At 64.1% G+C, this 26,810-nt stretch carries 19 protein-coding genes; 10 read left to right on the top strand and 9 right to left on the bottom strand.

The window, feature by feature from the left end; all coding sequences use genetic code 11:
- Positions 1 to 23 precede the first annotated feature (23 nt).
- The 5 genes from GGI48_RS00460 (at position 24) to GGI48_RS00440 (ending at position 6,589) form a co-directional block, all read left to right on the top strand.
- A complete protein-coding gene (locus tag GGI48_RS00460) occupies positions 24 to 3,518 on the top strand; it encodes a response regulator (RefSeq protein WP_179596238.1) in 3,495 nt (1,164 codons plus the stop codon).
- Positions 3,518 to 4,333, top strand: coding sequence for a CheR family methyltransferase (locus GGI48_RS00455; RefSeq protein WP_016964143.1), 816 nt, complete (start codon positions 3,518 to 3,520; stop codon positions 4,331 to 4,333). The genes GGI48_RS00460 and GGI48_RS00455 overlap by 1 nt, the downstream gene beginning before the upstream one ends.
- The gene (locus tag GGI48_RS00450; RefSeq protein WP_016964142.1) at positions 4,330 to 4,935 is read left to right on the top strand and encodes a chemotaxis protein CheB; all 606 of its coding nucleotides are present in this window, start codon (positions 4,330 to 4,332) and stop codon (positions 4,933 to 4,935) included. The genes GGI48_RS00455 and GGI48_RS00450 overlap by 4 nt, the downstream gene beginning before the upstream one ends.
- Positions 4,929 to 6,137, top strand: coding sequence for a hybrid sensor histidine kinase/response regulator (locus tag GGI48_RS00445; protein WP_016964141.1), 1,209 nt, complete (start codon positions 4,929 to 4,931; stop codon positions 6,135 to 6,137). Before GGI48_RS00450 ends, GGI48_RS00445 begins: the two co-directional genes overlap by 7 nt.
- Positions 6,138 to 6,211: 74 nt before the next feature.
- The gene (locus GGI48_RS00440; RefSeq protein WP_016964140.1) at positions 6,212 to 6,589 is read left to right on the top strand and encodes a response regulator; all 378 of its coding nucleotides are present in this window, start codon (positions 6,212 to 6,214) and stop codon (positions 6,587 to 6,589) included.
- Positions 6,590 to 6,597: 8 nt separating this feature from the next.
- Here the strand turns inward: GGI48_RS00440 and GGI48_RS00435 are convergent, their stop codons facing one another.
- The 8 genes from GGI48_RS00435 to GGI48_RS00400 form a co-directional block, all read right to left on the bottom strand.
- Complete coding sequence (locus GGI48_RS00435) at positions 6,598 to 8,268, bottom strand: ATP-binding protein (RefSeq protein WP_047304707.1); 1,671 nt, start codon at positions 8,266 to 8,268, stop codon at positions 6,598 to 6,600.
- Positions 8,265 to 9,767: an ATPase domain-containing protein gene (locus GGI48_RS00430; protein ID WP_047304706.1), complete on the bottom strand. Its 1,503-nt coding sequence runs from the start codon at positions 9,765 to 9,767 to the stop codon at positions 8,265 to 8,267. The genes GGI48_RS00435 and GGI48_RS00430 overlap by 4 nt, the downstream gene beginning before the upstream one ends.
- A 246-nt stretch (positions 9,768 to 10,013) precedes the next feature.
- On the bottom strand, positions 10,014 to 11,069 hold the full coding sequence (locus tag GGI48_RS00425; protein WP_103740233.1) for a tetratricopeptide repeat protein: 1,056 nt from the start codon (positions 11,067 to 11,069) through the stop codon (positions 10,014 to 10,016).
- A gap of 74 nt (positions 11,070 to 11,143) precedes the next feature.
- Positions 11,144 to 12,043: a bestrophin family protein gene (locus tag GGI48_RS00420; RefSeq protein ID WP_047304704.1), complete on the bottom strand. Its 900-nt coding sequence runs from the start codon at positions 12,041 to 12,043 to the stop codon at positions 11,144 to 11,146.
- 361 nt (positions 12,044 to 12,404) lie between these two features.
- On the bottom strand, positions 12,405 to 13,826 hold the full coding sequence (locus tag GGI48_RS00415; RefSeq protein ID WP_179596236.1) for an efflux transporter outer membrane subunit: 1,422 nt from the start codon (positions 13,824 to 13,826) through the stop codon (positions 12,405 to 12,407).
- A complete protein-coding gene (locus GGI48_RS00410) occupies positions 13,823 to 17,002 on the bottom strand; it encodes an efflux RND transporter permease subunit (protein WP_179596234.1) in 3,180 nt (1,059 codons plus the stop codon). The genes GGI48_RS00415 and GGI48_RS00410 overlap by 4 nt, the downstream gene beginning before the upstream one ends.
- Before the next feature lie 15 nt (positions 17,003 to 17,017).
- Positions 17,018 to 18,265 (bottom strand): multidrug efflux RND transporter periplasmic adaptor subunit MexE, encoded by a 1,248-nt coding sequence (gene mexE / locus GGI48_RS00405; RefSeq protein ID WP_016967581.1) that lies wholly within the window; start codon positions 18,263 to 18,265, stop codon positions 17,018 to 17,020.
- A 222-nt stretch (positions 18,266 to 18,487) separates the two neighbouring features.
- Positions 18,488 to 20,101, bottom strand: coding sequence for a carbohydrate porin (locus GGI48_RS00400; protein ID WP_179596232.1), 1,614 nt, complete (start codon positions 20,099 to 20,101; stop codon positions 18,488 to 18,490).
- Between the two features lie 182 nt (positions 20,102 to 20,283).
- On the opposite strand from GGI48_RS00400, the gene GGI48_RS00395 reads away from it, so the two are divergent.
- From GGI48_RS00395 to GGI48_RS00375, 5 genes are all read left to right on the top strand, one after another.
- Entirely contained in the window at positions 20,284 to 21,573 is a 1,290-nt protein-coding gene (locus tag GGI48_RS00395) for an MFS transporter (RefSeq protein ID WP_179596230.1), read from the top strand.
- 13 nt (positions 21,574 to 21,586) lie between these two features.
- Positions 21,587 to 23,062, top strand: coding sequence for a glycoside hydrolase family 32 protein (locus GGI48_RS00390; RefSeq protein ID WP_179596228.1), 1,476 nt, complete (start codon positions 21,587 to 21,589; stop codon positions 23,060 to 23,062).
- 100 nt (positions 23,063 to 23,162) lie between these two features.
- Entirely contained in the window at positions 23,163 to 24,161 is a 999-nt protein-coding gene (locus GGI48_RS00385; protein WP_179596226.1) for a LacI family DNA-binding transcriptional regulator, read from the top strand.
- A 235-nt stretch (positions 24,162 to 24,396) separates the two neighbouring features.
- On the top strand, positions 24,397 to 24,768 hold the full coding sequence (locus GGI48_RS00380) for a DUF4156 domain-containing protein (RefSeq protein WP_016967584.1): 372 nt from the start codon (positions 24,397 to 24,399) through the stop codon (positions 24,766 to 24,768).
- Between the two features lie 232 nt (positions 24,769 to 25,000).
- On the top strand, positions 25,001 to 25,657 hold the full coding sequence (locus GGI48_RS00375; RefSeq protein ID WP_103740226.1) for a VOC family protein: 657 nt from the start codon (positions 25,001 to 25,003) through the stop codon (positions 25,655 to 25,657).
- Positions 25,658 to 25,797: 140 nt separating this feature from the next.
- Here GGI48_RS00375 and GGI48_RS00370 read toward each other — a convergent pair whose 3' ends face one another.
- Positions 25,798 to 26,691, bottom strand: coding sequence for a LysR substrate-binding domain-containing protein (locus GGI48_RS00370; protein ID WP_016967586.1), 894 nt, complete (start codon positions 26,689 to 26,691; stop codon positions 25,798 to 25,800).
- Positions 26,692 to 26,810: the final 119 nt, after the last annotated feature.

The raw sequence follows: 26,810 nt of genomic DNA, 5'->3' as shown, positions 1-26,810 counted from the left end.
TTACCAGCGTCCAGGTCCATCAAATGATTCGTCCGACTTCGATTGATGAACAGAGTTTTCGCCAGCTGCTGACCCGCAATATCAGCCTGCCCCTGGGTGTGGGCGTGCTCAGCGCGGTTTTTTTCGTGTCCCTGATCACCTACCTGCTCTCGGTAATCCAGTGGGTGCAGCACACGGATCGGGTGATCAACAACCTCAACGAGGCGGCGCGCCTGACCATCGACCTGGAAACCGGCATGCGCGGTTTCCTGATCACCGGCGATGAGCACTTTCTCGACCCCTACGAAGTGGCCAAGCCGCGCATCGTCAGCGAGCTGCGCAGCCTTCAGGAGCTGGTGAAGGACAACCCGCAGCAGGTGGACCGGCTCAAGCGCCTGGAAGCCCTGCAGACCGAGTGGAACAACTTCGCCCAGGGCATGATCGAGCTGCGTCGGCAGGACGGCGACTACCGTGGCGCGGTCCAGGCCGGCCGCGGCAAGCGCCTGACCGACGAAATCCGCAAGGAGTACGACGACGCGGTGGCCATGGAGCAGCAGTTGCGCCTGGAACGCAATGAAAACGTCAGCCGCACGACCATTTTCAGTGTGATTCTGTACCTGCTGTTCGTGGTGGGCATCAGTGGCCTGCTGGCCTACATCGGCCGCCGCGACCTGCTGGCGCTGTCAAAGAGCTACAGCGACAACCTTGAGGCCCAGGACCAGAGCGCGCGCCGCCTGGAGCAGCAAGCCTGGCTGCGCAACGGCCAGACTGAACTGGCCGAACAGATGCTCGGGCAACTGAGCCTGAACCTGCTGGGGCGCAACATCCTGCAGTTCTGTGCCCAGTACCTGGGGACGCCGGTGGCGGCGCTGTATGTGCGCGAAGACCACGGCGGCCTCAAGCGCGTGGCATCGTATGGCTTCTCCCGCGAGCAGGAGCAGCAGGAACAGTCGCTGTATGGCGATGAAGGCCTGGTGGGGCAGGCCGCGCAGCACAAGCGCCTGATCCGCCTGGACAATGTGCCGGCCGATTATTTCAAGGTCAGCTCGGGCCTTGGTGAAGGCGCGCCGTACAGCGCGCTGGTGGTGCCGACCCGGGATGACGATCGGGTCAACGGGGTGATCGAGCTGGGCTTCCTGCGGGCCTTGAGCGAGCGCGACGTCGAGTTGCTGGAGCTGATTGCCGGCAATATCGGCACCTCCATCGAGGCCGCGCGCTATCGCCAGCGCCTGCAGGAAGTGCTGGCCGAAACCCAGCAGCTCAACGAAGAGCTGCAGGTGCAGCAGGAAGAGTTGAAGACCGCCAACGAAGAGCTGGAGGAGCAGTCGCGGATTCTCAAGGAGTCCCAGGTGCACCTGGAAACCCAGCAGGTGGAGCTGGAGCAGACCAACGAACGCCTGGCCGAACAGGCGCAGATCCTCGCCGAGCAGCGCGACGCCATGGACCGCAAGAACAACGAGTTGAACGAGGCGCAGACCCAGCTCGAAGAGCGCGCCGAGGAGTTGCAGCGTTCCAGCCGGTACAAGTCCGAATTCCTCGCCAACATGTCCCACGAGTTGCGCACGCCCCTCAACAGCTCGTTGATCCTGGCCAAGCTGCTGGCGGAAAACCCCCAGGAGAACCTCACTGCCGAACAGGTCAAGTTCGCCGAATCGATCTACTCCGCCGGCAATGACCTGCTGAACCTGATCAACGACATCCTCGACATTTCCAAGGTCGAGGCCGGCAAGCTGGAAGTGCGTCCGGAAAACGCCAGCGTGCCGCGCCTGGTGGATGGCTTGCGCAACCTGTTCCAGCCGTTGACCGCGGACAAGGGCCTGGAATTCAAGGTGCAACTGCAGCCTGGGGTGCCGCAGATGCTGTTCACCGACCGCCAGCGGGTCGAGCAGATTCTCAAGAACCTGCTGTCCAACGCGGTCAAGTTCACCGAAAAGGGCCAGGTCAGCCTGAGCGTTTCTGCCCAGCCGGGGGCCGGCATTGCCTTCGCCGTGGAGGATTCGGGGATCGGTATCGCCGCGGACCAGCAAGAAAGCATCTTCGAGGCTTTCCGCCAGGCCGATGGCACCACCAACCGGCGTTATGGCGGCACCGGCCTGGGGCTGTCGATCTCGCGCGATCTGGCGACCCTGCTCGGCGGCTCGATCAGCGTCAGCAGCGAGCCGGGGCGCGGCAGTATCTTCACCCTGGTGCTGCCGCAGCACTACAGCGAAGCGGCGCAGCCGTTGATCGTGGCCCAGCCGGCGTTGTTGCCGGCAGCAGCGGCGCAGCCGCCGAGCGTGGCGCCGACGTCGGCCGAGGCAGCGGCTGTCGAGATCCCGCGGTTCGCCGATGACCGGGACAAGGCGCCGTTCAGCGGTCGCTGCATCCTGGTGGTGGAAGATGAGGCGAACTTTGCGCACATCCTCTTCGATCTGGCCCACGAGCTGGGGTATCACTGCCTGGTGGCCCATGGCGCCGACGAAGGCTTCAGCCTGGCGGAGCAGTTCGTCCCCGATGCGATCCTGCTGGACATGCGCCTGCCCGACCATTCCGGGCTCACGGTGCTGCAGCGGCTCAAGGAGCACCCCCAGACCCGGCACATCCCGGTGCACGTGATTTCCGTCGAAGACCGGGTGGAAGCGGCCATGCACATGGGCGCCGTGGGCTACGCGGTGAAACCCACCACCCGCGAGGAGCTCAAGGACGTGTTCGCCCGCCTGGAAGCCAAGCTGACGCAGAAGGTCAAGCGCGTGCTGCTGGTGGAGGACGACGACCTGCAGCGCGACAGCATCGCCCGCCTGATCGGCGACGACGACATCGAGATCACCGCCGTCGGCCTGGCCCAGGATGCTCTGGACCTGCTGCGCGAGAACGTCTACGACTGCATGATCATCGACCTCAAGCTGCCGGACATGCTCGGCAACGACCTGCTCAAGCGCATGTCCACCGAGGACATCTGCTCCTTCCCGCCGGTGATCGTCTACACCGGGCGCAACCTGACCCGGGACGAAGAGGCCGAGCTGCGCAAGTATTCGCGCTCGATCATCATCAAGGGCGCGCGCTCGCCGGAGCGCCTGCTGGATGAAGTGACGCTTTTTCTGCACAAAGTCGAATCCCAGTTGTCCCATGAGCGGCAGAAGATGCTCAAGACCGCCCGCAGCCGCGACAAGGTGTTCGAGGGGCGCAAGATTCTTCTGGTGGATGACGATGTGCGCAACATCTTTGCCCTGACCAGCGCCCTGGAACACAAGGGCGCGGTGGTGGTGATCGGGCGCAATGGCCATGAAGCCATTGCCCGCCTCAATGAAGTGGAGGATATCGACCTGGTGCTGATGGACGTGATGATGCCGGAGATGGACGGGTTCGAAGCCACGGTGCAGATCCGCAAGGACCCGCGCTGGCGCAAGCTGCCGATCATCGCCGTGACCGCCAAGGCCATGAAGGACGATCAGGAGCGCTGCCTGCAGGCCGGTTCCAACGACTACCTGGCCAAGCCCATCGACCTTGACCGGCTGTTTTCCCTTATCCGCGTGTGGCTACCGAAAATGGAAAGAATTTAGTGGAGCGTAATACCGAGATCGAACTGCGTTTGCTGATCGAAGCGATCTACCTCAAATACAGCTACGACTTCCGCGACTATTCCGGCGCTTCGATCAAGCGCCGGGTCAACCATGCCCTGCGTCAGTTCGAATGCAAGACCATTTCCGCGTTGCAGGAAAGGGTGCTGCACGACCCGACCGCGTTCATGCAACTGCTGCAGTTCCTGACCATTCCGGTGAGCGAGATGTTTCGCGATCCTTCGCACTTCCTGGCGATCCGCCAGGAGGTGGTGCCGCTGCTCAAGACCTATCCGTCGATCAAGATCTGGATCGCCGGCTGCAGCACGGGCGAGGAGGTCTACTCCATGGCCATCCTGCTGCGCGAAGAGGGGCTGCTGGAACGCACCATCATCTACGCCACCGACATCAACCCCAGCTCCCTGGAAAAGGCCAAGCAGGGCATCTTCTCCCTGGAGAACGTGCGGGCCTACACCCACAACTACCAGCAGGCCGGCGGCCAGCGCTCGTTTGCCGACTACTACACCGCCGCCTACGACTACGCGATCTTCGACAAGACCCTGCGCGAGAACGTGACCTTTGCCGATCACAGCCTGGCGACCGACAGCGTCTTCTCCGAAACTCAGTTAATTTCGTGTCGTAACGTATTGATTTATTTCAATAAAAAATTGCAGGATCGAGCCTTTGGGCTGTTCCATGAGTCGCTCTGCCACCGAGGCTTCCTGGTGCTGGGCAGCAAGGAAACCCTGGAATTTTCCGCCTATGGCAAGCATTTCGAACCCTTGGTCAAACAAGAACGGATCTACCGCAAGACATGAGCCAGGAACCTGTCGCGCCGCCGCAGCGGCCTCGGGTCGAGGCCATTGTGGTGGGCGCCTCCGCCGGGGGCGTCGAGGCCTTGCTGAGCCTGTTCAATGAGTTGCGCGCCGGTTTCAGCCTGCCGCTGATCGTGGTCCTGCACCTGCCCGACGAGCGTCGTAGCCAATTGGCCGAGGTCTTCGACCGGCGCCTGGCGCTGACGGTGAAGGAGGCCGACGACAAGGAGTCGATCGTTCCGGGCACCCTGTACTTCGCCGCCCCCGGTTATCACCTGTCGGTGGAACAGGACCGTACCTTGTCCCTGAGCCAGGAGGAGCGCCTGCATCACTCGCGGCCGGCCATCGATTACCTGTTCGAGTCCGCCGCCGATGCCTACGGCGAGCGCCTCGCGGCGGTACTGCTGACCGGGGCCAATCAGGACGGCGCCCAAGGCCTGCTCGAAGTCAAGCGCCAGGGCGGCCTGACCATTGTCCAGGACCCCGGCGAAGCCCGTGTCTCCACCATGCCGGAAGCGGCCCTGGCCCTGCAGCAACCGGACTACATCCTCCCTTTGCGCGGCATCAGCCGTCTGCTCGCCGAGCTGGAACGAATCGCATGTTAAGTACTATTCAAGCCAAGCTGCTGATCGTCGACGATCTGCCGGAGAACCTGCTGGCCCTGGAAGCGCTGATCAAGCGCGAGGACCGCACGGTGTACAAGGCACTGTCGGCCGACGAAGCCTTGTCGCTGCTGCTCCAGCACGAATTCGCCATGGCCATCCTCGATGTGCAGATGCCCGGCATGAACGGCTTCGAGCTGGCCGAACTGATGCGCGGCACCGAGAAGACCAAGAACATTCCCATCGTTTTCGTCAGCGCCGCCGGGCGTGAACTCAACTACGCCTTCAAGGGGTACGAGAGCGGGGCGGTGGACTTTCTGTACAAGCCCCTGGACATCCATGCGGTCAAGAGCAAGGTCAATGTGTTCGTCGATCTGTACCGCCAGAGCAAGGCCATGAAGCAGCAGGTCGAGGCCCTGGAGCAGAGCCGGCGCGAGCAACAGGCGCTGCTCAACCAGCTCCAGGCCACCCAGAACGAGCTGGAGCAGGCGGTGCGCATGCGCGATGACTTCATGTCCATCGTCGCCCACGAGGTGCGCACGCCCCTCAATGGCCTGATCCTGGAAACCCAGCTGCGCAAGATGCACCTGGCCCGGGAGAACGCCGCCGCCTTCAGCCTGGACAAGATGCACGCCATGGTCGACCGCGATGAGCGGCAGATCAAAAGCCTGATCCGCCTGATCGAGGACATGCTGGACATTTCGCGGATCCGCACCGGCAAGCTGTCGATCCGCCCGTCGCGCTTCGACCTGGCGCAGCTGGTGCGCGGGCTGGTGGAGAATTTCGCGCCCCAGGTGGAGGCCGCGCAGTCGTCCCTGACGCTGCAGGCCGAGCAACCCCTGGAAGGCCAGTGGGATGAGTTCCGCATCGAGCAGGTGATTTCCAACCTGCTGACCAATGCCCTGCGTTACGGGGCCAAGAGCCCGATCGAGGTGAGGGTCTATGCCGAGGGCGGCGAGGCCCGGGTCGAGGTGCGGGACCATGGCATCGGCATCAGCGAAGAGAACCAGAAACGCATTTTTCAGCAGTTCGAGCGGGTCAGCGCCAGCCACGTGGCGGCGGGCCTCGGGCTTGGGCTGTTTATTTCCGAACAGATCGTCACTGCCCACGGCGGCACCATCAGTGTCGACAGTCGGATCGGCGAGGGCGCGCTGTTTCGCGTGAGCCTGCCCTTGTCGATGACCGTGGGACCGGCGAATGACTAAAAGCGTAATGCGCACGCAACCTCTGCGTGACCCAATGGTCGTAACAGCAGCAATTGACCCAGCAAAGGTTTTCCATGAGTGAAGATGCACAAGACGTCGTACTGATCGTCGAAGATGAACCGGTGATCCTGATGCTTCTGGCCGACTACCTGTCGGGCCTGGGCTACCGGGTGTTGCAGGCCGAGAATGGCGAGCAGGCGTTCGAGATTCTCGCCAGCAAGCCGCACCTGGACGTGATGATCACCGATTACCGGCTGCCCGGCGGGATCACCGGGGTGATGATCGCTGAGCCTGCGGTGAAGCTGCGCCCGGACCTCAAGGTGATTTTCATCAGCGGCTACCCCAACGAAATCCTTGAGTGCGCCAGCCCCATCACCCGCAAGGCGCCGATCCTGGCCAAGCCTTTCGACCTCAGCAGCCTGCAGGAACAGATCCAGCAACTGCTGGCCTGAGTCGGGCCTCAGTCGCGGATCATTTCCCGCACCTTGGCGGTCAGCAGGTCGAAGGTGAAGGGCTTGGTGATCAGTTGCATGCCGGGGTCGAGGAAGCCGCCACGGGCGGCGGCGTGCTCGGCGTAGCCGGTGATGAACAGCACTTTCAATTGCGGGCGGATCTGCCGCCCGATCTCCGCCAGTTGCCGGCCGTTCATGCCCGGCAAGCCCACGTCGCTGATCAACAGGTCGATACGCTGCGCCGAATCGAGAATCGGCATGGCGCTGCGGGCGTCGCCGGCTTCCAGGTAGGCGTAGCCCAGTTCGCCAAGCACCGCGCTGACCAGCACGCGCACCGCCGGATCATCCTCGACGATCAGCACGGTTTCGCCCTGTTGCGCGGCCCCCGATTGTTGCGCCTGGGGCGGTTCATCCTGCTTCAGGTCACCGCGCAGGCGCGGCAGGTACAGGCTGACCTCGGTGCCGCGTCCCAGGGTGCTGTCGAGGGTGACGTGGCCACCGGACTGCTTGCTGAAGCCATAGATCATCGACAGCCCGAGCCCGGTGCCCTGGCCGATGGGCTTGGTGGTGAAGAAGGGGTCGAACACCCGGTTGATGATGGCCTCGGGCATGCCGCAGCCATTGTCGCTGACCCGCAGCAGCACATATTCGCCGGGCGCCAGGTTGTCGTGGGCCTGGGTAAAGTCCGCGTCCAGGCGCTGGTTGAGGGTTTCCACCAGCAGCCGGCCGCCGTTGGGCATGGCGTCGCGGGCATTGAGCACCAGGTTGAGCAGGGCGCTTTCCAGCTGATTGGGATCGGCCTCGGCCACCCACAACTGCGGGTCCAGGCGCATCTCCAGCTGGATGCTTTCGCTCAGGCTGCGGTGCAGCAGTTCGCCCATGGACGTCACCAGGGCGTTCATCTCCACCGGCTTGGAATCCAGCGACTGGCGCCGGGAAAAGGCCAACAGGCGATGGGTCAGGCCGGCCGCGCGGTTGGCCGAAGTCACCCCGAGGTCGATCAGGCTGTCCAGGTCCTCGGTCCGGCCCCGGGCCAGGCGCCGGCGCAGCAGCTCCAGGCTGCCGATGATGCCGGTGAGCATGTTGTTGAAGTCATGGGCGATGCCGCCGGTGAGCTGGCCCACGGCTTCCATCTTTTGTGACTGGCGCAGGGCCTCCTCGTTGTGCCGCAGTTGCGCGGTGCGTTCTTGCACCTGCTGCTCCAGGGTTTCCAGGGTGCGTTGCAGGCGCAGTTCGCTCTGGCTCAGGTCGATCAGCCGGTCCCGGGCTTCGTATTGCCGGCGGCGTCCGCGCAGGGCGGCGCTGACCAGGCTGATCAGGGTCGCCGGATGGAAGGGCCGTTCGAGAAAGCTGACGTTGCCCAGGGGCGCGCCAAAGCGCGAGGCCGGGTTCTGCTCCGGGCCACCGTGCTGGGTCAGCAGCACGATGGGCAGGTCGGACCAGGCCGGTTGCTGCTCCAGATAACGCAACAAGGGCTGCAGATCGGCCCCGCGCAAGGCTTCGGCGGCGATGATCGCCAGCCCGGCGCCCTGTTCCAGCTCGTCGCACAGCGCCGCCAGGTGCGGGGTGATCAGGCTGCTGAAACCGGCTTCATTGAGCATCATCTGCGCCAGCTGGCTGTCGCGGCCGTAGGGCGTCAGCACCAGGGCGCGTTCGGAAAATGCCGAGGGCCGGCTCATGTGCCCTCATCCTGCAGCAGCGGTTTGCTTTCGCCCTGGTAGCTGGGCACGCCGCGCAACACGCCCTGGAAGGCTTCCAGCGGGGCGCCGATGGTCAGGCCGCGGCCACTGATGCGGTATTCGCGGATGGTCGATTCGTGGCGGCCGGTGCGTTTCTTGATGATGGAGATGGCCCGGCGCACCTGGCCCAGGGCCTCGAAGTAGCGCAGCAGGACCACGGTATCGGCCAGGTAGGTGATCTCCACCGGGGTCTGCATGTCGCCCACCAGGCCGTGCTGGGCCACGGTCATGAAGGTCGCCGCGCCCTGGCGGTTGAGGTACAGCAGCAGTTCGTGCATGTGCAGCACCAGGGCGTTTTCCTCGGGCATGGCCGCCTGATAGCCGTTGATGCTGTCGATTACCACGGTCTTGATCCGTTGCTGATCGACGCAGCGCCGGACCCGGTGCGACAGTTCGCCCGGCGACAGCTCGGCGGCGTCCACCTGCTCGATCACCAGGTCGCCACCGGCCTGCAGGGCTTGCAGGTCGATGCCCATCTTGCGCATGCGCTCCAACAGCAGCCCCAGTTCTTCGTCGAAGATGAACAGCGCGGCCTTTTCCCCCCGGGCCACCGCCGCGGCGGCGAAGATCAGCGCGATCAGCGATTTGCCGGTGCCGGCCGGACCGAGGATCAGGGTGCTGGAGCCGGTTTCGATGCCGCCTCCCAACAGTGCGTCCATTTCATCGATGCCGCTGGACAGGGTCCGGCGCTGGTAGCGACCGCGGTGTTCGGCGGCCACCAGGCGCGGGAACACATGCACGCCGTCGCCCATGATGGTGAAGTCGTGGAAGCCGCCGCGGTACTTCTGGCCGCGGTATTTCACCACTCGGATGCGCCGCCGTTCCGCGCCGTAGCTGGGGGTCAGTTCCTCCAGGCGGACCACCCCATGGGCCACGCTGTGCACGGTCTTGTCCAGGGCTTCGGTGGTCAGGTCGTCCAGCAACAGCACGGTGGCGTCGTAGCGCACGAAGTAGTGCTTGATCGCCAGGATCTGCCGCCGGTAGCGCAATGAGCTCTGGGCCAGCAGGCGGATTTCCGAGAGGCTGTCGAGCACCACCCGGGTCGGCTTGACCCGTTCCACCACCTCGAAGATCTGGCGCGTGGCTTCCCCCAGCTCCAGGTCCGAGGCGTACAGCAGGCTTTGCTGGTGCTCGGCATTGAGCAGGCTTTCCGGCGGGATCAGCTCGAAGATGTGGATCTGCTCGTCGAGCTGCCAGCCGTGGGAGGCTGCGCCCTGGCGCAATTCGCGTTCGGTTTCCGAGAGGGTGATGTACAGGCAGCGCTCGCCGGCTTCGGCGCCGGCGCGCAGAAAATGCAAGGCCATGGTGGTCTTGCCGGTGCCGGGTTGGCCTTCCAGGAGAAACACATGGCCGCGGGACAATCCGCCGTTGAGGATGTCATCCAGGCCTTCGATGCCGGTGGCGGCTTTTTCGCTGAGCAACGCAGTTGATGTCGACAAACAATGCCCTCGCACAATGGGTTCAGGTGATGGGCGATGGCGTCGAGCGCCTTGATCTCGCCGATAAATCACTTGACCGCCGGCCATTGGCACGGTTCAACCTTTTGTCGCCGATGAGCGGTAGTGCGCGCCTCCGGGCGCTGGCCGAGCGGGGGTACTGCCGCTGCCACAGGCGGCGAAAGCCTGGCCGGCAAAGCCACGCAGCAGACGCGGCGATTTGCCGGCAAGACCACGGCAGGGAGGGGGTTACAGGCCTTGTTGCAGGGCCGGGTCGTCGGGGTTCTGCTGCTCCAGCTGGGCCAGCAGCACCTGGACGTTCTGCAACTGGCCGCTTTCTTTCCAGTAGTTGATCAGCAGCACCCGCGCCTTGCGGTTGTAGGGCTGGCGCTGGACGATTTCCTCCAGTTGCTTCTGCGCTGCCTCCAGTTCCTGCTGGCCGTGCAGGGTGGTGGCCAGGTCGTAGCGATAGGCGGCGTTGTTGGGCTCCAGCTCCACCGCCCGGGACAGGCCCAGCAGGGCGAATTCGCCCTGGCCGTGGTGCAGCAGCCAGAGGCCCAGGGCGTGCTGCAGGTAGGCCGAGTCCTGCTGGGCCTGCAGTTGCTTGGCCAGCAACTGGCGGGCGGCGTCGCTCTGGCCTTGCTTGTCCAGCACCTCGATCTGCAGCACCACCGCCTGCAGGTTGTCCGGCGCCAGGCGCAGGGCCTGTTCCAGGGTCTGCTGAGCCTTGGGCAGATCGGCGTTGTGCAGGTACAGGCGCGCCAGCTGGTACTGGGCTTCGACATTCTCGCCCTGGGTCTTGAGCACCTGGGTGTATTCGTCGATCACCTGCTGCAACGGACCGAAGTACAGGCCCTGATCATCCGGCGACAGGCCCAGCAGAGCGTCCACCGCGGCAAAGCGCACGCTTTGTTCGTGATCGTCGAGCAGCGGCCCCAGCAGCAGGCTGCGCTGGCCGCTGGGCACCAGGCCCAGCACGCTGTCGATCGCCGCTTTGCGCACAGCCGGCGAGGCGTGGTGCAGATCGGCGTCGGCCAGTTTCAGGGCTTGCGGGCTGGGGTAGTTGGGCAGCACCGCCAGCAGACGGATGCGCTGCGCGTCGCTGAGGTCGGGGCGCGCCAGTTGCTGGTACAGCACCCGTGCCGCGCCGGGCTGGCCGTTGCGGGCTTTTTCCAGGGCCGGGCCATAGCCGTGCTTGATGGCCTCGGGGATCACCGGCGGGCTGCTGCGCAGGAAGTTCCAGGCCAGGGCCAGGGCAATGACGAGCGACAGGCTGATCAGCAGGTAGCGACGGGGCAGGGACATGGGGGAATCCGGAAGCTGGCGACTTTTGCAAGGCGCAAGCTTCGGTCAGGACTCGGCCCGAGTCAAACCCGCAATCAGCTGAGCACGTATTCCACCGGCTGCAGTGGCGGCGGCAGCTCGCGCTGCCCCAGGGCCGCCAGGACTTCACGCTCCAGGCCGCGCAATAGAGCGTTGCAGGGCAGGTCGTTGTCGTCGTAGCCGAAGGGGTCTTCGAGGTCGTTGCCGATCTCGTCGAGGCCCAGGAAGGTGTAGCTGACGATGGCGGTGAAGATCGGTGTCAGCCAGCCCAGGGGCTCGGCCATGGCGAATGGCAGGAGGATGCAGAACAGGTAGATGGTGCGGTGCAGCAGCAGGGTATAGGGGAAGGGCAGCGGGGTGTTCTGGATCCGCTCGCAGGCGGCTTGCACCAGGCTCAGGCTGACCAGCCGGGTTTCCAGCTGGGTGTAGCGCCATTCGCTGATCAATCCCTGTTGCGCCCATTGCGAGCAGCGCTGGCCGATGCGTTGCAACTGCGCGTCGGTGAGGTTCGGATGCCTTGAGTCGATACCCGCTTGGGCCCAGGGGCGCAGGGCGGCGGCCTCGTCTTCATGGCGCAGGCGAGCGATCAGGCTGTGGGCGAAGCCGCACAGATCGCGCAGCAGGCCCTCGCGTTCGGGATGGCCGTCGATGACCAGGCTTTCACGGATCAGCGAGCGCACTTCGATGATCAACTGGCCCAACTGCTTGCGGCCTTCCCACCAGCGGTCGTAGCAGGCGTTGTTGCGAAAGCTCATGAAGATCGACAGCGACAGCCCCAGCAGGGTGAAGGGCGTGGCGTTGACCTTGGAGAAAAAGGTGGGCTGCAGGGTTTCCACCAGCACGATGACCGACGCCAGCAGGGTAATCAGCACACAGCGCAAGGCAATGCGCTTGGCGATCGAGCCCTTGAGGGCGAAGAGGATGCTGATCAGGTTCGGCTTGGGGCGGACAATCATGAGGGCTGAGGCCAGGGCGACTACGCGGCGTAGTGAAGAGTAGGAGCGCGCTGCAAGGCTGTCCAATCGCAACGATCGACCGAATGATCGACTGCCTCTATCGGCCGCCGGCCCTTGCCTGACGATTGCCCGCGGAGCCTTAAGCGGCCCTGCGGTCCTGGCGTCCCTTCGGGCCGTTCGCAGCCTGCGGCAGCGGCTACAGGGAATTGTGTAGCCGCTGTCGAGCCTGCGGCGAGGCTGCGCGAAGGTCCGCAGGACCTTGCTTGGCGATGTCGTGGCGAAAAAAAGCCCCGCGACCGAATGATCCACGGGGCCAAACATTGGTTGGTTGCGGCCAACCAAAGGAGCTCGTTGCAAATCCTTAGTTGCTGGCCACCGTCTCCGGTTGCCAGCCACCGCCCAGCGCCTTGTAGATGGCGACGATGCCGCGATACAGGTCGACTTCGGCCTGGGCCTGGGCGTCTTCGGCGGCCAGGCGTTCACGCTGGGCGTCCAGCAGCACCAGGAAGTCCACGGTGCCTTCGCGGTAGCGGATCTCGGCCAGGTCCGCCGCGGCGCGGCTGGACTCGCTCTGGCGAATCAGCGAGATCAGCCGTTGCTGGCGCTTGCCGTAGTCGCTGAAGGCGTTCTCCGATTCTTCCAGGGCCAGCAGCACCTGTTGCTCGTAGTTGGCCAGGGCGCCGTCGGCGTTGGCGTCGGCGCCGCGCAGGCGGGCGCGCACGCTGCCCAGGTCGAAGGCGGCCCAGGTGATGCTCGGGCCCAGGGCCCAGGCATTGGCCGCCGAGGAGCCGATCTGTGAACCGCGTCCGGCAGTGAAACCGAGGAAGCCGCTGAGGCTGACCCGTGGGAACAGGTCGGCCTTGGCCACGCCGATGCGCGCGGTGGCGGCGGCCAGCTTGCGTTCGGCGCTGAGAATGTCCGGCCGGCGTTGCAGCAGCTGGCCCGGGTCGCCAATCGGCAGGGCCTTGGCAATCGCCGGCAGCTGCGCCGGCGACAGGTCGACGCTGAGCTGGTCCGGACGCTCACCCAGCAGGGTGGCGATGCGGTTGCGCTGGCGGGTCTGCTCGGCCTGCAGTTGCGGCACGCTGGCTTCCACCGAAGCCAGGCGAGCATCGGCGCGGACCACGTCGAGTTGGTCGCCGACGCCGGCGTCGCGCAGGCTTTCGGTGATCTTGCGCGAGGCCTGCTGGTTGTCCAGGTTGGCCAGGGCGATCTTTTCCCGCAGCTGTGCGCCGCGCAACTGGCCGTAGGCGTCCACCAGCTCGGCGATCATGGTCACCTGCAGTTGGTAGAGGTCGGCCTCGGCGGCCTGCTGGTCGGCGTCGGTGGCTTCCAGGTTGCGCTGGATGCGCCCGAACAGGTCCAGCTCCCAGGCCATGTCCAGGCCCAGGTCGTAGCGCTCGCTGTTGACCCGCTTGCTGGTCTGGCCGGGGATCTGCCCCTTGGCCAGGTCGCTGCTGGCGCGGCTGGTGATGGTCGGCATGGCGTCATTGCTGGCGTCATCGCGAATCGCTCGGGCGGCCCGCAGGCGGGCGAAGGCCACCCGCAGCTCACGGTTGCCCTGCAAGGATTTGCTCACCAGTTGGTTGAGGGTCGGGTCATCGAACTGCTGCCACCAGATGCCTTCGAAGCGTGCGCGGTCGAAGTTCTTCTGGCCCGCGGCGCCATCGGTGGCGGCGCTGATGTGCGCCGCCTCGGTGGTTGGGCTCTGGTAGTCCGGGCCGACGGCGCAGGCACTGAGGGCCAGCACCAGCAGGCTCGGCAGGAAGACTTTGGCACTCATTGTTGCGTCTCCAGTTGCAGGGCGCGGGCGGCCTTACGGGCCTCGCCGCGCTCCACATAATTGCGGATCAGGACATAGAACACTGGGGTCAGCAGCAGGCCGAAGAAGGTCACCCCGAGCATCCCGGAGAACACCGCGACCCCCATGGCATGACGCATTTCCGCACCGGCGCCGCTGGAGATCACCAGGGGCACCACGCCCATGATGAAGGCGAAGGAGGTCATCAGGATCGGCCGCAGACGCAGGCGGCAGGCTTCCAGTACCGCGGCCAGCGGGTCGAGGCCTTCCTCTTGCTTGTCCTTGGCGAACTCGACGATCAGGATCGCGTTCTTGCAGGCCAGGCCCACCAGTACGATCAGGCCGATCTGGGTGAAGATGTTGTTGTCGCCCCCGGAGACGATCACCCCGGTAATCGCCGACAGCAGGGTCATCGGCACGATCAGGATCACCGCCAGCGGCAGGCTCCAGCTCTCGTATTGCGCAGCCAGTACCAGGAAGGCCAGCAGCACGCAGAGCGGGAAGACGAACAGGGCAGTGTTACCGGCCAGGATCTGCTGGTAGGTCAGCTCGGTCCATTCGTAGGTCATGCCGTTGGGCAGTTCTTCCTTGAGCAGTTTCTCGATCGCCGCTTGCGCTTGCCCGGAGCTGTAGCCCGGGGCGGCCGCGCCGTTGATTTCCGCGGTGACGAAGCCGTTGTAGTGCATCACGCGGTCGGGACCTGCGGTGTCGCTGACCTTGATGAAGGTCGCCAGGGGAATCATCTCGCCCTTGTTGTTGCGCACTTTCAGCTGGCCGATCTGCTCGGGTTCGAGACGGAACTGCTGCTCGGCCTGGACGTTGACCTGATAGGTGCGGCCAAAGCGGTTGAAGTCGTTGGCATACAGCGAACCCAGGTAGATCTGCAGGGTGTCGAAGATGTCGGAAATCGCCACGCCGTGGGTCTTGGCCTTTTCCCGGTCGATGGCGGCATCGACCTGGGGCACGTTGACCTGGTAGCTGGTGAACAGCCCGGCCAGTTCCGGCACGCTGCGACTCTTGGTGATGACGTTCTGCACTTCCTTATACAGCTCGTCGTAGCCCAGGCCGCTGCGGTCCTCCACCTGCAGGCGGAAGCCACCAATGGTGCCCAGGCCCTGTACCGGCGGCGGTGGGAAGATCGCCATGTAGGCGTCCTGGATGTCCGCGTACTTGCCGTTCAGGGCACCGGCGATGGCACCGGCGGACATGCTCGGGTCCTTGCGCTCATCGAAGGGCTTCAAGGTGACGAAGACGATGCCGTTGTTCGGGCTGTTGGTGAAGCCGTTGATCGACAGGCCAGGGAAGGCCACCGCGCTTTCCACGCCGGGTTGCTTGAGGGCGATGTCGGACATGCGCTTGATCACGTCTTCGGTGCGGTCCAGGCTGGCGGCGTCCGGCAGTTGGGCGAAGGCCACCAGGTACTGCTTGTCCTGGGCCGGAACGAAGCCGGTCGGGGTGTGGGCGAAGCCGAACCAGGTCAGCACCATCAGGCCGGCATAGAGGAACAGGGCGATGCCGCTGCCGCGGATGACCCGGCGCACGGTGCCGACGTAGCCATGGCTGGCGCGATCGAAGAAGCGGTTGAAGGGTTTGAACAGCCAGCCCCCCAGCAGCTTGTCGAGGATCTTCGAGAAGCGGTCCTTGGGCGCATGGTGTTCCTTGAGCAGTACCGCGGCCAGGGCCGGCGACAGGGTCAGGGAGTTGAAGGCCGAGATCACGGTGGAGATGGCGATGGTCAGGGCGAACTGCTTGTAGAACTGCCCGGTCAGGCCACTGATGAAGGCCGCCGGTACGAACACCGCGCACAGCACCAGGGCGGTGGCGATGATCGGGCCGGTCACTTCACGCATGGCGCGCTTGGTGGCTTCCACCGGGCTCAGGCCCAGGCCGATGTTACGTTCGACGTTCTCCACCACCACGATGGCGTCGTCCACCACGATGCCGATGGCCAGCACCAGGCCGAACAGCGACAGGGCGTTGAGCGAGAAACCGAACAGGTGCATCACCGCGAAGGTGCCGATCAGCGACACCGGTACGGCCACCAGCGGGATGATCGAGGCGCGCCAGGTCTGCAGGAACAGGATCACCACCAGTACCACCAGGATCAGCGCTTCGAACAGGGTGTGCACCACGGCCTCGATGGAGCCGCGGACGAAGATGGTCGGGTCGTAGACGATGCTGAAGTCCATGCCCTGCGGGAAGCTCTGCTTGAGCTCGGCCATCTTGGCCCGCACTTCGTTGGAGATCTCGATGGCGTTGGAACCCGGGCGCTGGAAGATCGGGATCGCCACCGCCGGCTGGTTGTTGAGCAGCGAACGCAGGGCGTACTGGCTCGACCCCAGCTCGATGCGGGCGATGTCCTTCAGGCGGGTGATTTCACCGTCCTCGCCGGAACGGATGATGATGTTCTCGAACTCTTCTTCGGTGACCAGGCGGCCCTGGGTGTTGACCGACAGCTGGAAGCTGGTGGCGCTGGGCGCAGGCGGCGCGCCCAGGGCACCGGCGGCGACCTGGCGGTTCTGTTCACGGATCGCGGTGACCACGTCGGTGGCGGTCAGGTTGCGCGAGGCGGTCTTGTTCGGATCCAGCCACACCCGCAGCGAGTAGTCGCCCATGCCGAACAACTGCACATCGCCCACGCCGCCCAGGCGCGCCAGCTCATCCTTGATGTTGAGCAGGGCGTAGTTGGACAGGTAGAGCATGTCGTAGCGTTTGTCCGGCGAGGTCAGGTGGACCACCATGGTCAGGTCCGGAGAGGCCTTGTCCACGGTGATGCCGATGCGCGTCACTTCTTCCGGCAGCTTGGGCTGGGTGCGGGTCACGCGGTTCTGCACCTGGACCTGGGCGTTGTCCAGGTCGGTGCCCAGGGCGAAGGTGATGGTCAGGGTGATCTTGCCGTCGGCGGTGGATTGCGAGGACATGTAGAGCATGTTCTCGACCCCGGTGATCGCCTGTTCCAGCGGCGCGGCCACGGTTTCACCGATGACTTTCGGGTTGGCCCCGGGGAAGTTGGCGCGCACCACCACGGTGGGCGGCACCACTTCCGGGTATTCGCTGATGGGCAGCTGGAACAGCGAGATGGCGCCGGCGATCAGGATCAGCAGCGACAGCACCGCGGCGAAGATCGGCCTTGAAATGAAGAACTGGGAAAAATTCATCTTGAGAGTCGTCCCTTAACCGCGCGGAGTCGCAGCGGCGAGTTTCACAGCCGGAGCCGCCTTGGCAGGGGTGACCTGCGGCAGGTTGCTGGCTTCCAGTGCTTGGCGTTGTTGGGCCAGGGCGGCGAGGGTTTCCTGGCTGGCCATGGGGATCACTTCAGGCGTCACCGGGGCGCCCGGGCGTGCCCGCTGCAAGCCCTTGACGATGATGGTGTCGTCCTTGCTCAGGCCGCTGCGCACGATGCGCAGGCCTTCGATCTTCGGCCCCAGTTCCACGGCGCGGTAGGCCGGCTTGTTGTCGGCGTCCATCACCAGCACGAACTTCTTGCCCAGGTCGGTGCCCACGGCTTCGTCGTTGATCAGCATCGCCGAGTAGGTGCCGCTGCCCACCAGTTTCAGGCGCGCATACAGGCCCGGGGTGTAGCTGCCGTCGCGGTTGTCGAACACCGCGCGGCCCCGGATGGTGCCGGTCTTGGGGTTGACTTGGTTGTCGACGAAGTTCATCTGGCCCAGGTGTGGGTGGCCTTCTTCGTTGGACAGGCCCAGGTACACCGGGGTGGTCTGGCCGCGCTGGCCCTGGCGGGCAAGCTGGGTGTACTTGAGGTACACGCGCTCGTCGGCGTCGAAGTAGGCGTAGACCTTGTCGGTGGACACCAGGCTGGTGAGCGGGGTGACATCGGCGGTCACCAGGTTGCCGGCGGTGATCTGCGCGCGGCTGACCCGGCCGCTGATGGGCGCCACCACCCGGGTGAAGCTCAGGTTGAGCTTGGCCAGGTCCAGCTGGGCCTGGATCGCATCGACCCCGGCCCGGGCTTCCTGGGCGGCGCTGCTGCGGGTGTCGGCCAGCTCGGCGGAAATCGCGTTGCTGGTCAGCAGGCGCTGGCCGCGCTGGGCTTCGTTGGCGCTGCGGGTGGCGGTGGCCCGGGCTTGTTGCAGCTGGGCTTCGAGGCGACGCACTTCAGCCTGGAACGGACGCGGGTCGATCTGGAACAGCAGGTCGCCTTTCTTCACCAGGGCGCCCTCGGTGAAGGCCACCTGGTCGATCTGGCCCGAGACTCGTGGACGGATCTCCACGGTTTCCGGGGCTTCCAGGCGTCCGGTGAACTCGTCCCATTCGTTGACCGGTTGCTCCAGCACCTTGGCCACGCTGACTTTGGCGGCGGGTGGCGCGGAGGCGGTTTCCGGGGCTTTGCCGCAGGCACTCATGACCAGAACGGCGAGGGCGGCTAAGGGGTAACGCAAGAATTTGACTGACTGGTCCATGGTTCATCCGCCAAGGTAATTTGAGATGGGCGGATGATGCTCGGCAGGCTGGTATCTCACGAATCGAATGAAGCGAAGGTAACTATCATTCGGAATGATATAAGCCGCGAGCCAGCCCTCTAGCCTGCGCCTTTGGTTAGGCGGCTATCAATCCCCGGGCGCGCAATTGATTGTTGCTCGCCACGCAATATTGGGCGCTGTGGCAGGGGCCGGCGGCAGTCCTCAGAACCAGGTTTCCATCTGTACCCCCAGCTGCCAGTCGCCGCCGGACTTGAAGCCCTTTTGACCGAAGTCGTCTGTTGCACTGAAGTTATCCAGATCTCTGGACCAGTTCATGTAGGTGGCGAACAGGCGCAGTTCGGGGCGAACCAAGAAGTCGCCGGTCTGGGCCTTGAAGGTCGGGGCGAACGTCAGCTTCCAATAGTCGCCCTTGGCGGCCTGGCGGCCATCGTAGCCCCGGGCATCGAGGTCCATGGTCTGCCAGCTCAGTTCATATTGCATTTCGAAGTTGCTGCTCAGTTCATTGGCCAGGCGCAGGTTGAGGGTCAGGTAGCGATAGGCGTCGTCGGGAACGTAACGATGCTTGCTCTGCTCGGCGATCAGGGCCGGGGCGATGCGCCAGTCCTGAGTGAGGCGGGTATGGCCATAGAAGGCCAGGCGCAAGGTCCTGGCCTGGTCCAGCAGGCCGCCATCGGCACCGATGTTGTTGACCTCCGCCCCCAGGCCCTGGCCATACAGCAGCACCGCCTTGGCGTAGCCCTCACGGCCGAAGAAGTCGGGTCGATGGTAGGCGAACAGGCCATGGGCGCCGCCGGTGGCGGGGCTGAAGCCTGAGGTGTTGACTCGGCGCTTGTGCTCGGGGTCCGTTCGGTTGCCGGTGTCCAGGTCGGCATCGTTCTGGCCGGACGAGATGCCATTGAGCATGACCTGCCAGCGGCCCTGGTCGAAGAATTGATTCAGGGTCGCGACATAGCTGCGGATGTCCTTTTTCTCCTCGGTGCCGAAGTCTCCGTAGGAGCGACTCAGCAGCGACGCGTTGACGCGCCAGTCTGGCGTCAGTTGCAGGTCGTAGATGCCGCCGCCTGTGCCGGCCAGGAACACGATCCCTCTGTCGAGCCAATGCAGGTCGAAGTTGTCCCGATCAAAGCGCTTGCCCGCCCATAGCGTGGTGTCGCGCAGCAGGGGACTGTCCTTGAACGAGGCCAGGTGGCTGAGCTCGCTGTAGGCCTGGCGCACATTCAGCCGGCTCTGCGCGGCGGTCCAGTCGTTGGGCGTCTCCAGGCCGTCGGCGAGCATCAGCAGGTACTTGGAGCGTGTGCCGTTGTCGGCCTGGCTTTCCTTGGACAACTTGGCCTCCATGTAGGTGTCGACTTCATTGCCCAAGCGGCCGACCGCGCCTCCCACCGAACCGGCGGGGGTCAGGTAGGGGCCGCCACGGCCGGCGCCGGATCCGTTGCTCATGATGCCGGAGCGGGCATAGCCGCCGAAGGTGAAGCCGTCGCTCAAGTGTTCGCTGGCCTTGGCTGATGACGCGGTCGCCGGGGCGGCGCTGGCGAGGGCCTGTGGGTGGCCCTCTGTCCGCGCCACGGGTGGGTCGAGGGGGCTTGCCGCGGGCGTTGGCGGACGGCCGAGGATTTGCTGATTGAGCTGCTGGACTTCCCGGCGCAACCGCGCGGCGTCGGCTTCTGCCGCTGAGGCACGAGCTTCGGCGGATGTGGTTCGGGCTTCGAGCCTGGCCAGCCGCTCCTCGATGCTTGGCGCCGGCGCGGCGAACAGTTGAGTGGACAGCAGCAACAGAGAAAAGCCGGCCCAAGGCCGGCACCGCGCGGAACCCATAGATAACCCTCTTGTTTTTGTATTCGGGCATTGCCGGCGTCTTTTCAGCGGCTCGCGGGCGGCTCATGCAGGGCGCGCCGGGCACTTTTCGCAGCGCACTCCACTTGACAGCGAAGCGTTGGAAGACGCGTAATGTGTTGCGATGTTAACGTTAACCTAAATAAAAACAAGAGGGTCGTCACATGCAGCTTGCCGCCAAACGCGAGTACTGGCTTATCAGTGGTCTGTTGTTTTTCTTCTTCTTTTCGTGGTCATCCAGCTATTCGCTGTTCTCTATCTGGCTGCATCGGGTCATTGGCCTGAATGGCACGGAAACCGGCTTCATCTTCGCCGCCAACGCCATTGCGGCGTTGCTGGTTCAGCCTTTTTACGGCGCACTGCAAGACCGCCTCGGGCTGTCCAAGAAGCTCCTGGTGTGGATCGGCATCTTGCTGTGTGCCGCGGCGCCCTTTGCAATCTATGTCTATGCCGGTCTGCTGGCGCAGAACGTGGTGCTGGGCGCGCTGCTCGGTGCGGCGTTCCTGGCCCTGGCGATGCTCGCCGGTGTGGGGGTGATCGAGTCCTATACCGAGCGCCTGTCTCGCCATGCCGGTTTCGAGTTCGGGATCACCCGGATGTGGGGATCCCTGGGCTGGGCCAGTGCGACCGGCGCGGTCGGGGTGGTGTTCAATATCGATCCGAATATCGCGTTTTACATGAGCAGCGCCGCCGGTGCCCTGTTTCTGCTGACGCTGTCCCGCCTGGATCTGGACCGGCTGAGCAGGTCGACTGCCGGGGTCGGCGCGGTTGCCAGTCCCGCGCGTCTGCACGATCTGTGGCGGTTGCTGACACTGCCGCGATTCTGGGCCTTCAGCCTCTACCTGACCGGGGTGTGCGGGATCTACATGATCTACGAGCAACAGTTTCCGGTGTACTTCTCCTCGTTTTTCCCGACCCCGGAGCAGGGCACCCGCGCCTACGGCTACCTGAATTCGTCTCAGGTGCTGGTCGAGGCGGTACTGATGCTGTTTGCCCCCTGGGTGGTCAGTCGCACAGGCGCCAAATACGGGCTGATCCTGGCGGGCAGCATCATGTTCGTGCGGATCCTCGGCTCCGGGTTGGCGACCCAGGCCTGGGCCATCGCCGCCTGCAAGATGTTGCACGCGTTGGAAGTGCCCATCCTGCTGATCTCGGTATTCAAATACATCTCGCTCAACTTCGACTCTCGGTTGTCTGCCTCGATCTATCTGGTGGGATTCCAGTTCGCCCAGCAACTGACCGCCATGCTGCTGTCGCCGTTGGTGGGCTACGGCTACGACCATCTCGGGTTTGCCAGCGTGTACGTGCTGATGGCCGGGCTGGTCGGTGCCTGCCTGCTGCTGTCATGGACCTTGTTGCGCAAGGACCCGGCACGCCACACCTGTGAGGTCGCGCCTGGCGATTCGCCGCCGCTCCCCGCCATTGCTCAATCCGCCCCTCGTTATGAACCCTAGACAGGAACCAGCCATGCACGCTGCACTGTTGGACCAAGCGCATCGCGCTATTGAAAAGACCTTGGCTGAGCGGGGCGATGACTTTCGCCCCGCCTACCATCTTGCGCCGCCGGCGGGATGGATGAACGACCCCAACGGCCTGGTGTTTTTTCGCGGCGAGTATCACGTGTTCTACCAGCATCATCCCTATTCGGCGCACTGGGGGCCGATGCACTGGGGGCATGCCAGGAGCCGTGACCTGGTGCACTGGGAACATCTGCCCATAGCGCTGGCGCCCGGCGCTGCCTATGACCGCGACGGCTGCTTCTCGGGGTCTGCGGTGGTCGCGGACGACAGGCTGTACCTGATCTATACCGGGCATGTGTGGCTGGGCGCTCCGGGCGACGACCGGCACATCCGTCAGGTCCAGTGCCTGGCCAGCAGCACCGATGGCGTGTCGTTTGACAAGCACGGGGTGGTGATCGAGGCGGCGCCGGAGCCGGGCATCATGCATTTTCGCGATCCCAAGGTCTGGCGGCGAGCAGGGCAGTGGTGGATGGCCCTCGGCGCCCGTCGCGGCGACGACCCGCAGCTCCTGCTCTATCGTTCCGACGATCTGCGGCACTGGGAGTACCTGAGCTGCGCGCTGCAAGGGCAACGTCAGGCGGACGGCTACATGTGGGAGTGTCCGGACCTGTTCGAGCTCGATGGCAGCGATGTGTTTCTCTATTCGCCCCAGGGCCTCGCCCCCAGCGGCTATGACAACTGGAACAAGTTCCAGAACAGCTACCGAATGGGCCTGCTGGACGACCGGGGCTTTTTCAGCGAGTGCGGCAAGTTGCGCGAGCTGGATCACGGGCATGACTTTTATGCCGCGCAGACCCTGCTGGCGCCGGACGGGCGACGCTTGCTGTGGGCCTGGATGGACATGTGGGACAGCCCGATGCCGAGTCAGGCCCATCACTGGTGTGGTGCGCTGTCGCTGCCTCGGGAGTTGAGCCGCGACGGCGAACGGCTGCGCATGCGGCCGGCTCGCGAATTGACGGGGTTGCGCCAGTCGCTGCGGAGCTTGCCGATCGGCGCGGTGGAATCCGCCGATTGCCTGATCGATGAGCGAGGCACGTTGCTGGAGTTCGAGCTGACCCTGGACCTGGCTGGCAGCAGCGCCGAGCGCTTCGGCCTGGCCCTGCGTTGCAGTGAGGATCAGCAGGAGCGGACCCTGGTGTATTTCGATGCGATGGCGCGCCGTCTGGTGCTTGACCGGCAACACTCGGGAGTCGGTGTGAGCGGGGTGCGCAGCGTGCCGATAGCCTGGGGGCAAACGCAGGTCGCCCTGCGGATTTTCCTGGATCGCTCCTCTATCGAGGTGTTTGTCGATGATGGCGCCTACAGCTTGAGCAGCCGGATCTATCCTCGTCCCGACAGCCAGGCGCTCAGGGCTTTTGCCATCAATGGACGCGGTGCTTTCGGCGACGTTTCGCTCTGGCGCCTGGCCGATCTGCGCCTCTGATGCGTGGGTGGGCCGTGTCTGGCACGGCTCCGGCGCTGTGTTGTCATGCTTTTGCCAGGCATGACATGATGCCCGGCCATACAAGCATTGGCACCTGCGAATGGCCTCAGTTAAAGATGTCGCGCGCCTGGCAGGGGTTTCCTTCATGACGGTGTCCAGGGCGCTCAATACCCCGGAAAAAGTCAATCAGGAAACCCTGGCGAAAGTTCTGCAAGCGGTAGAGACCCTGGGGTATGTCCCCAGTCTTTCGGCGCGCAAGATCCGCGGCGGCTCCTCGCGCGGCAAGACCATCGGGGTCTTCGCCCTGGATACCGCCACCACGCCCTTCGCTGTGGAAATGCTCCTGTCCATGGAGCGCACCGCCCGTGAGAACGGCTGGAACCTGTTCATCCTCAACGTCTTCGAAGTGCCGCCGAACCAGCAGACCATCGATCTGATGTTGTCCCATCAGCCTGACGGGATCATCTTCAGCGCCATGCAACTGCGCACCGTCGAGATTCCCCCGGTGCTGCGCGGCCTGCCGCTGGTCCTGAGCAACTGCGTGAGCCTGGAGCCCGGCGTGGCCTGTTACGTGCCGGATGACGCAGACGGTCAGTATCAGGCGGTGCGATACGCCCTCAAGCGCGGCTACCGCAATCCGCTGTGCATCAACTTGCCGCAGACCAGTCTGGCCTGGGAGCAGCGTCAACTGGGCTTGGCCCGCGCCCTCGCCGAAGCCGGGATCCCCGCGGCCGATGTGGCGCAGTACAACCTGTCCCGGGATGACGCCTATCAGGAAACGATTGCCGTGCTGGAGAGCCGACTGCGCGACTTGCAGGGCAGGCCGGCGTTCGATCTTCTGGTGTGCGGTAACGATCGGATCGCCTTGGTCGCCTACCAGTACCTGCTCAGTCGCGGCTTGCGCATTCCGGATCAGGTAGCGGTTCTGGGGTACGACAATATGATCGGCGTGGCCGAGCTGTTCTATCCGCCGCTCAGTACCGTGCAATTGCCGTATTACGAGATGGGGCGGCGCTCTGCTCAGTACCTCATTGAACGCAGGGAACAACCGACGATTCACCGAGTTGCATGCCCGCTGGTGGAACGCCAATCCTGTTGAACACAAGGGCTGACGGGGCAAGCAACCACTCGGCGCGAGTGCATGAGGCTGGCGCTGGCCAATCATCGGCCACGCCCTGAGGTGGCGTTCGCGGGCCTCTCTTTACATTTTTTGACGGTAAATCAACGGATTAATACAACGGCGGCTCTGCCAACGTTTGATACTGCGCGCTCTACCGCCCCGCAGGATTATCCGCTTGGGGTATCGCTGCAAATGTACGAAAGGAATCATCCGGATGCATCGTTCTCATCGACTCACGGGAATCGGCCTGTGTGCCGTGTTGTCTGTCCTGGCGGGTTGCGCGCCCACTTCAATCGCCGGACCCGGGGCCAACAAGGTACGCATCACCCACAATGAACCGGGACGTGAATGCCAGTTTCTTGGCGATGTCACCGGCAGTCAGGGCGACTTTTTATTGGGCAGTATCACGGGCAACGCCAATCTCGAAACCGGCGCCCGCAACGACCTGAAAAACAAGGCCGCGGCGCTGGGGGGCAACCGGGTTTACCTGCTCACCCAGCGCGCAGGGCAGACCGGTTCGGACAATCGCCTGGAGCAAACCAACGTGACGCTTTCGGGCAATGTCTATCGCTGTCCTGACTCCTGAGCCGGCGGCCTGTCGCTGAGCGCCGAGCATCCTTCCCCCGCCAATGGCAGAGCTGTCAGCGCTATGGGTGCGGGCATCGATCGGGGAGCCAGCCCTGTACCTGATCGTCAGCAAAAACCCGTTCGAGCATTGTTCTGGATGGCCGCAATGGGCCATGTCAGACTGCTCGCCGGCTTTTTTGTCCCATGGCAAAAGTGCCGCTGCTCACGATCAGGATTAAAGGGAATTAACGATGGAAACAGACCACATTTTTATTGGCGTGAATGATCACGGGCAAGGCGCTGATGCATTGAAAGCCCTCGGGCTGGTTGAAGGGACGCCAAACACCCACCCGGGTCAAGGCACGGCCAACCGACGGTTCTTCTTGCGCAATGCCTTCATCGAGCTTTTGTACCTCACCGATGAGGCCGAGGCGCAAAGTCAGTTGACCGCGCCAACACGGCTCTATGAGCGCCTCAAGGGCAGCGATGGCGTCGCCGCGCCCTTCGGCGTTTGCTTCCGGCCTTCCAGCGTGGGCGAGGCGCCGCCGTTTCCGGTCTGGGAATATCGACCCGTTTATTTGCCCGCGGCCCTGAAAGTCGATGTGGGGCACGGGCCTGTCGGCGAACCGATGTGGTTTTTTCTTGGCTTTGCCAAACGACCCGATGAGGCTCCGATTGAGCGAGCCCAGCCGTTTGAACATCCCAACGGCTTTCGCGAGATGACCGCCGTGCGCATCACCACGCCCGGCCGCCAGGCTTTGTCAGCCGCTGCCGACTGCGCAAACCAGCTGCAGGGCTTTGCGATGGTCCAGGGGGATGAGCACCTGATCGAGGTGGAAATCGATCATGGAGCCAGCGGTCAGCGCCGGGATTTGCGTCCGCTGCTGCCGCTGATCATGCGCTGGTGAGGGGTTGAACGGAGCGCTCGGTCATTGATGCTGCAGAGCCCGCAGCCGTGGCATTGCGGCTGGGAAGGCAAAGGCGCTTTGCTTGCCAGCTGGACGCCGACCGCTGGATGAGTGGCGGCGGGCGCTTCAGCAGAGTCGCTTCAGGAGGGGAGGGACAGCAACCAGGCGCTGAAGGTCTTGAACGCCGGAAAGTGCTGATAGCGCGCGGCGCAGGTCAGGTAATAGTTGCGACCGCTTTGCATGGGGTCGAACAGCTTGACCACGGCGCCAGACTCGATTTCCTCCTGCACCAGGATATCGGGAACCAGCCCGATACCTATGCCTGCGGCCACCGCCTGGATCAGGTGGGCGGTGAGCTCGAAGCTGGGGCCCGTGCGCATTTTCTGGTGATCCAGGTTGTTGAAGTCGAACCAATCGGACCAGCCGTTGGGGCGAGACACCACATTGAGCAGCAAATGATGGGGGAGGTCGTCCAGCGCTAGCTCGGGGTTGTCTGCCAGGGCCTTGGGGCTGGCGATGACGATCAGTTTTTCCCGCAGCAGCAGGTGCGACACGTAGCCCGGCCAATCCCCTTTCCCCGCGCAGATGATGGCCTGCATGTCGCCCACGCTGGAGGGGTTGTCGGCGTGAATGATCCTTGAATGGATATGCACCAGGTTCCTGGGATGACGGGCATAGAACTCATGCATTTTCGGCAGCAGCCATTTTGAGCCGAACGTCGGAAGCACCGCCAGGTTCAACGGGCCATCTTCTTCCTTGAAGGCAATGGTCTGCAGGGTGGCGCTGCGAATGCGCCCCAATGCGGCGCTGAGCTCATGCTGGTACAGGGCGCCGGCGGCGGTGAGTTCGATTTTTCTGCCCTCGCGCTTGAACAGCGAGATCTCCAGCTGCGATTCCAGGGCCTGTACTTGCCGGCTGACCGCGCTTTGGGTCAGGGCCAGTTCGTCCGCGGCTTTGGTGAAGCTGCAATGGCGGGCGGCGGCCTCGAAGGCGACCAGCAGGGACATCGAAGGGGTCAGTCGGCGTGGGTTCATTCATAAAGCTCATGCAAAAGCTGCAGGTTTTACGTTTGTGTGAAACGTCTTGGCCCCACAAAATCGTGGGTGCGCCCCTTGCCATGCAGCAGCTGGCGGGGGGTAAGCATACATAACGA

It is taken from the genome of Pseudomonas protegens, assembly GCF_013407925.2.
Taxonomy (GTDB): domain Bacteria; phylum Pseudomonadota; class Gammaproteobacteria; order Pseudomonadales; family Pseudomonadaceae; genus Aquipseudomonas; species Aquipseudomonas fluorescens_AP.
This window is presented reverse-complemented; position numbering and strand designations above follow the sequence as displayed.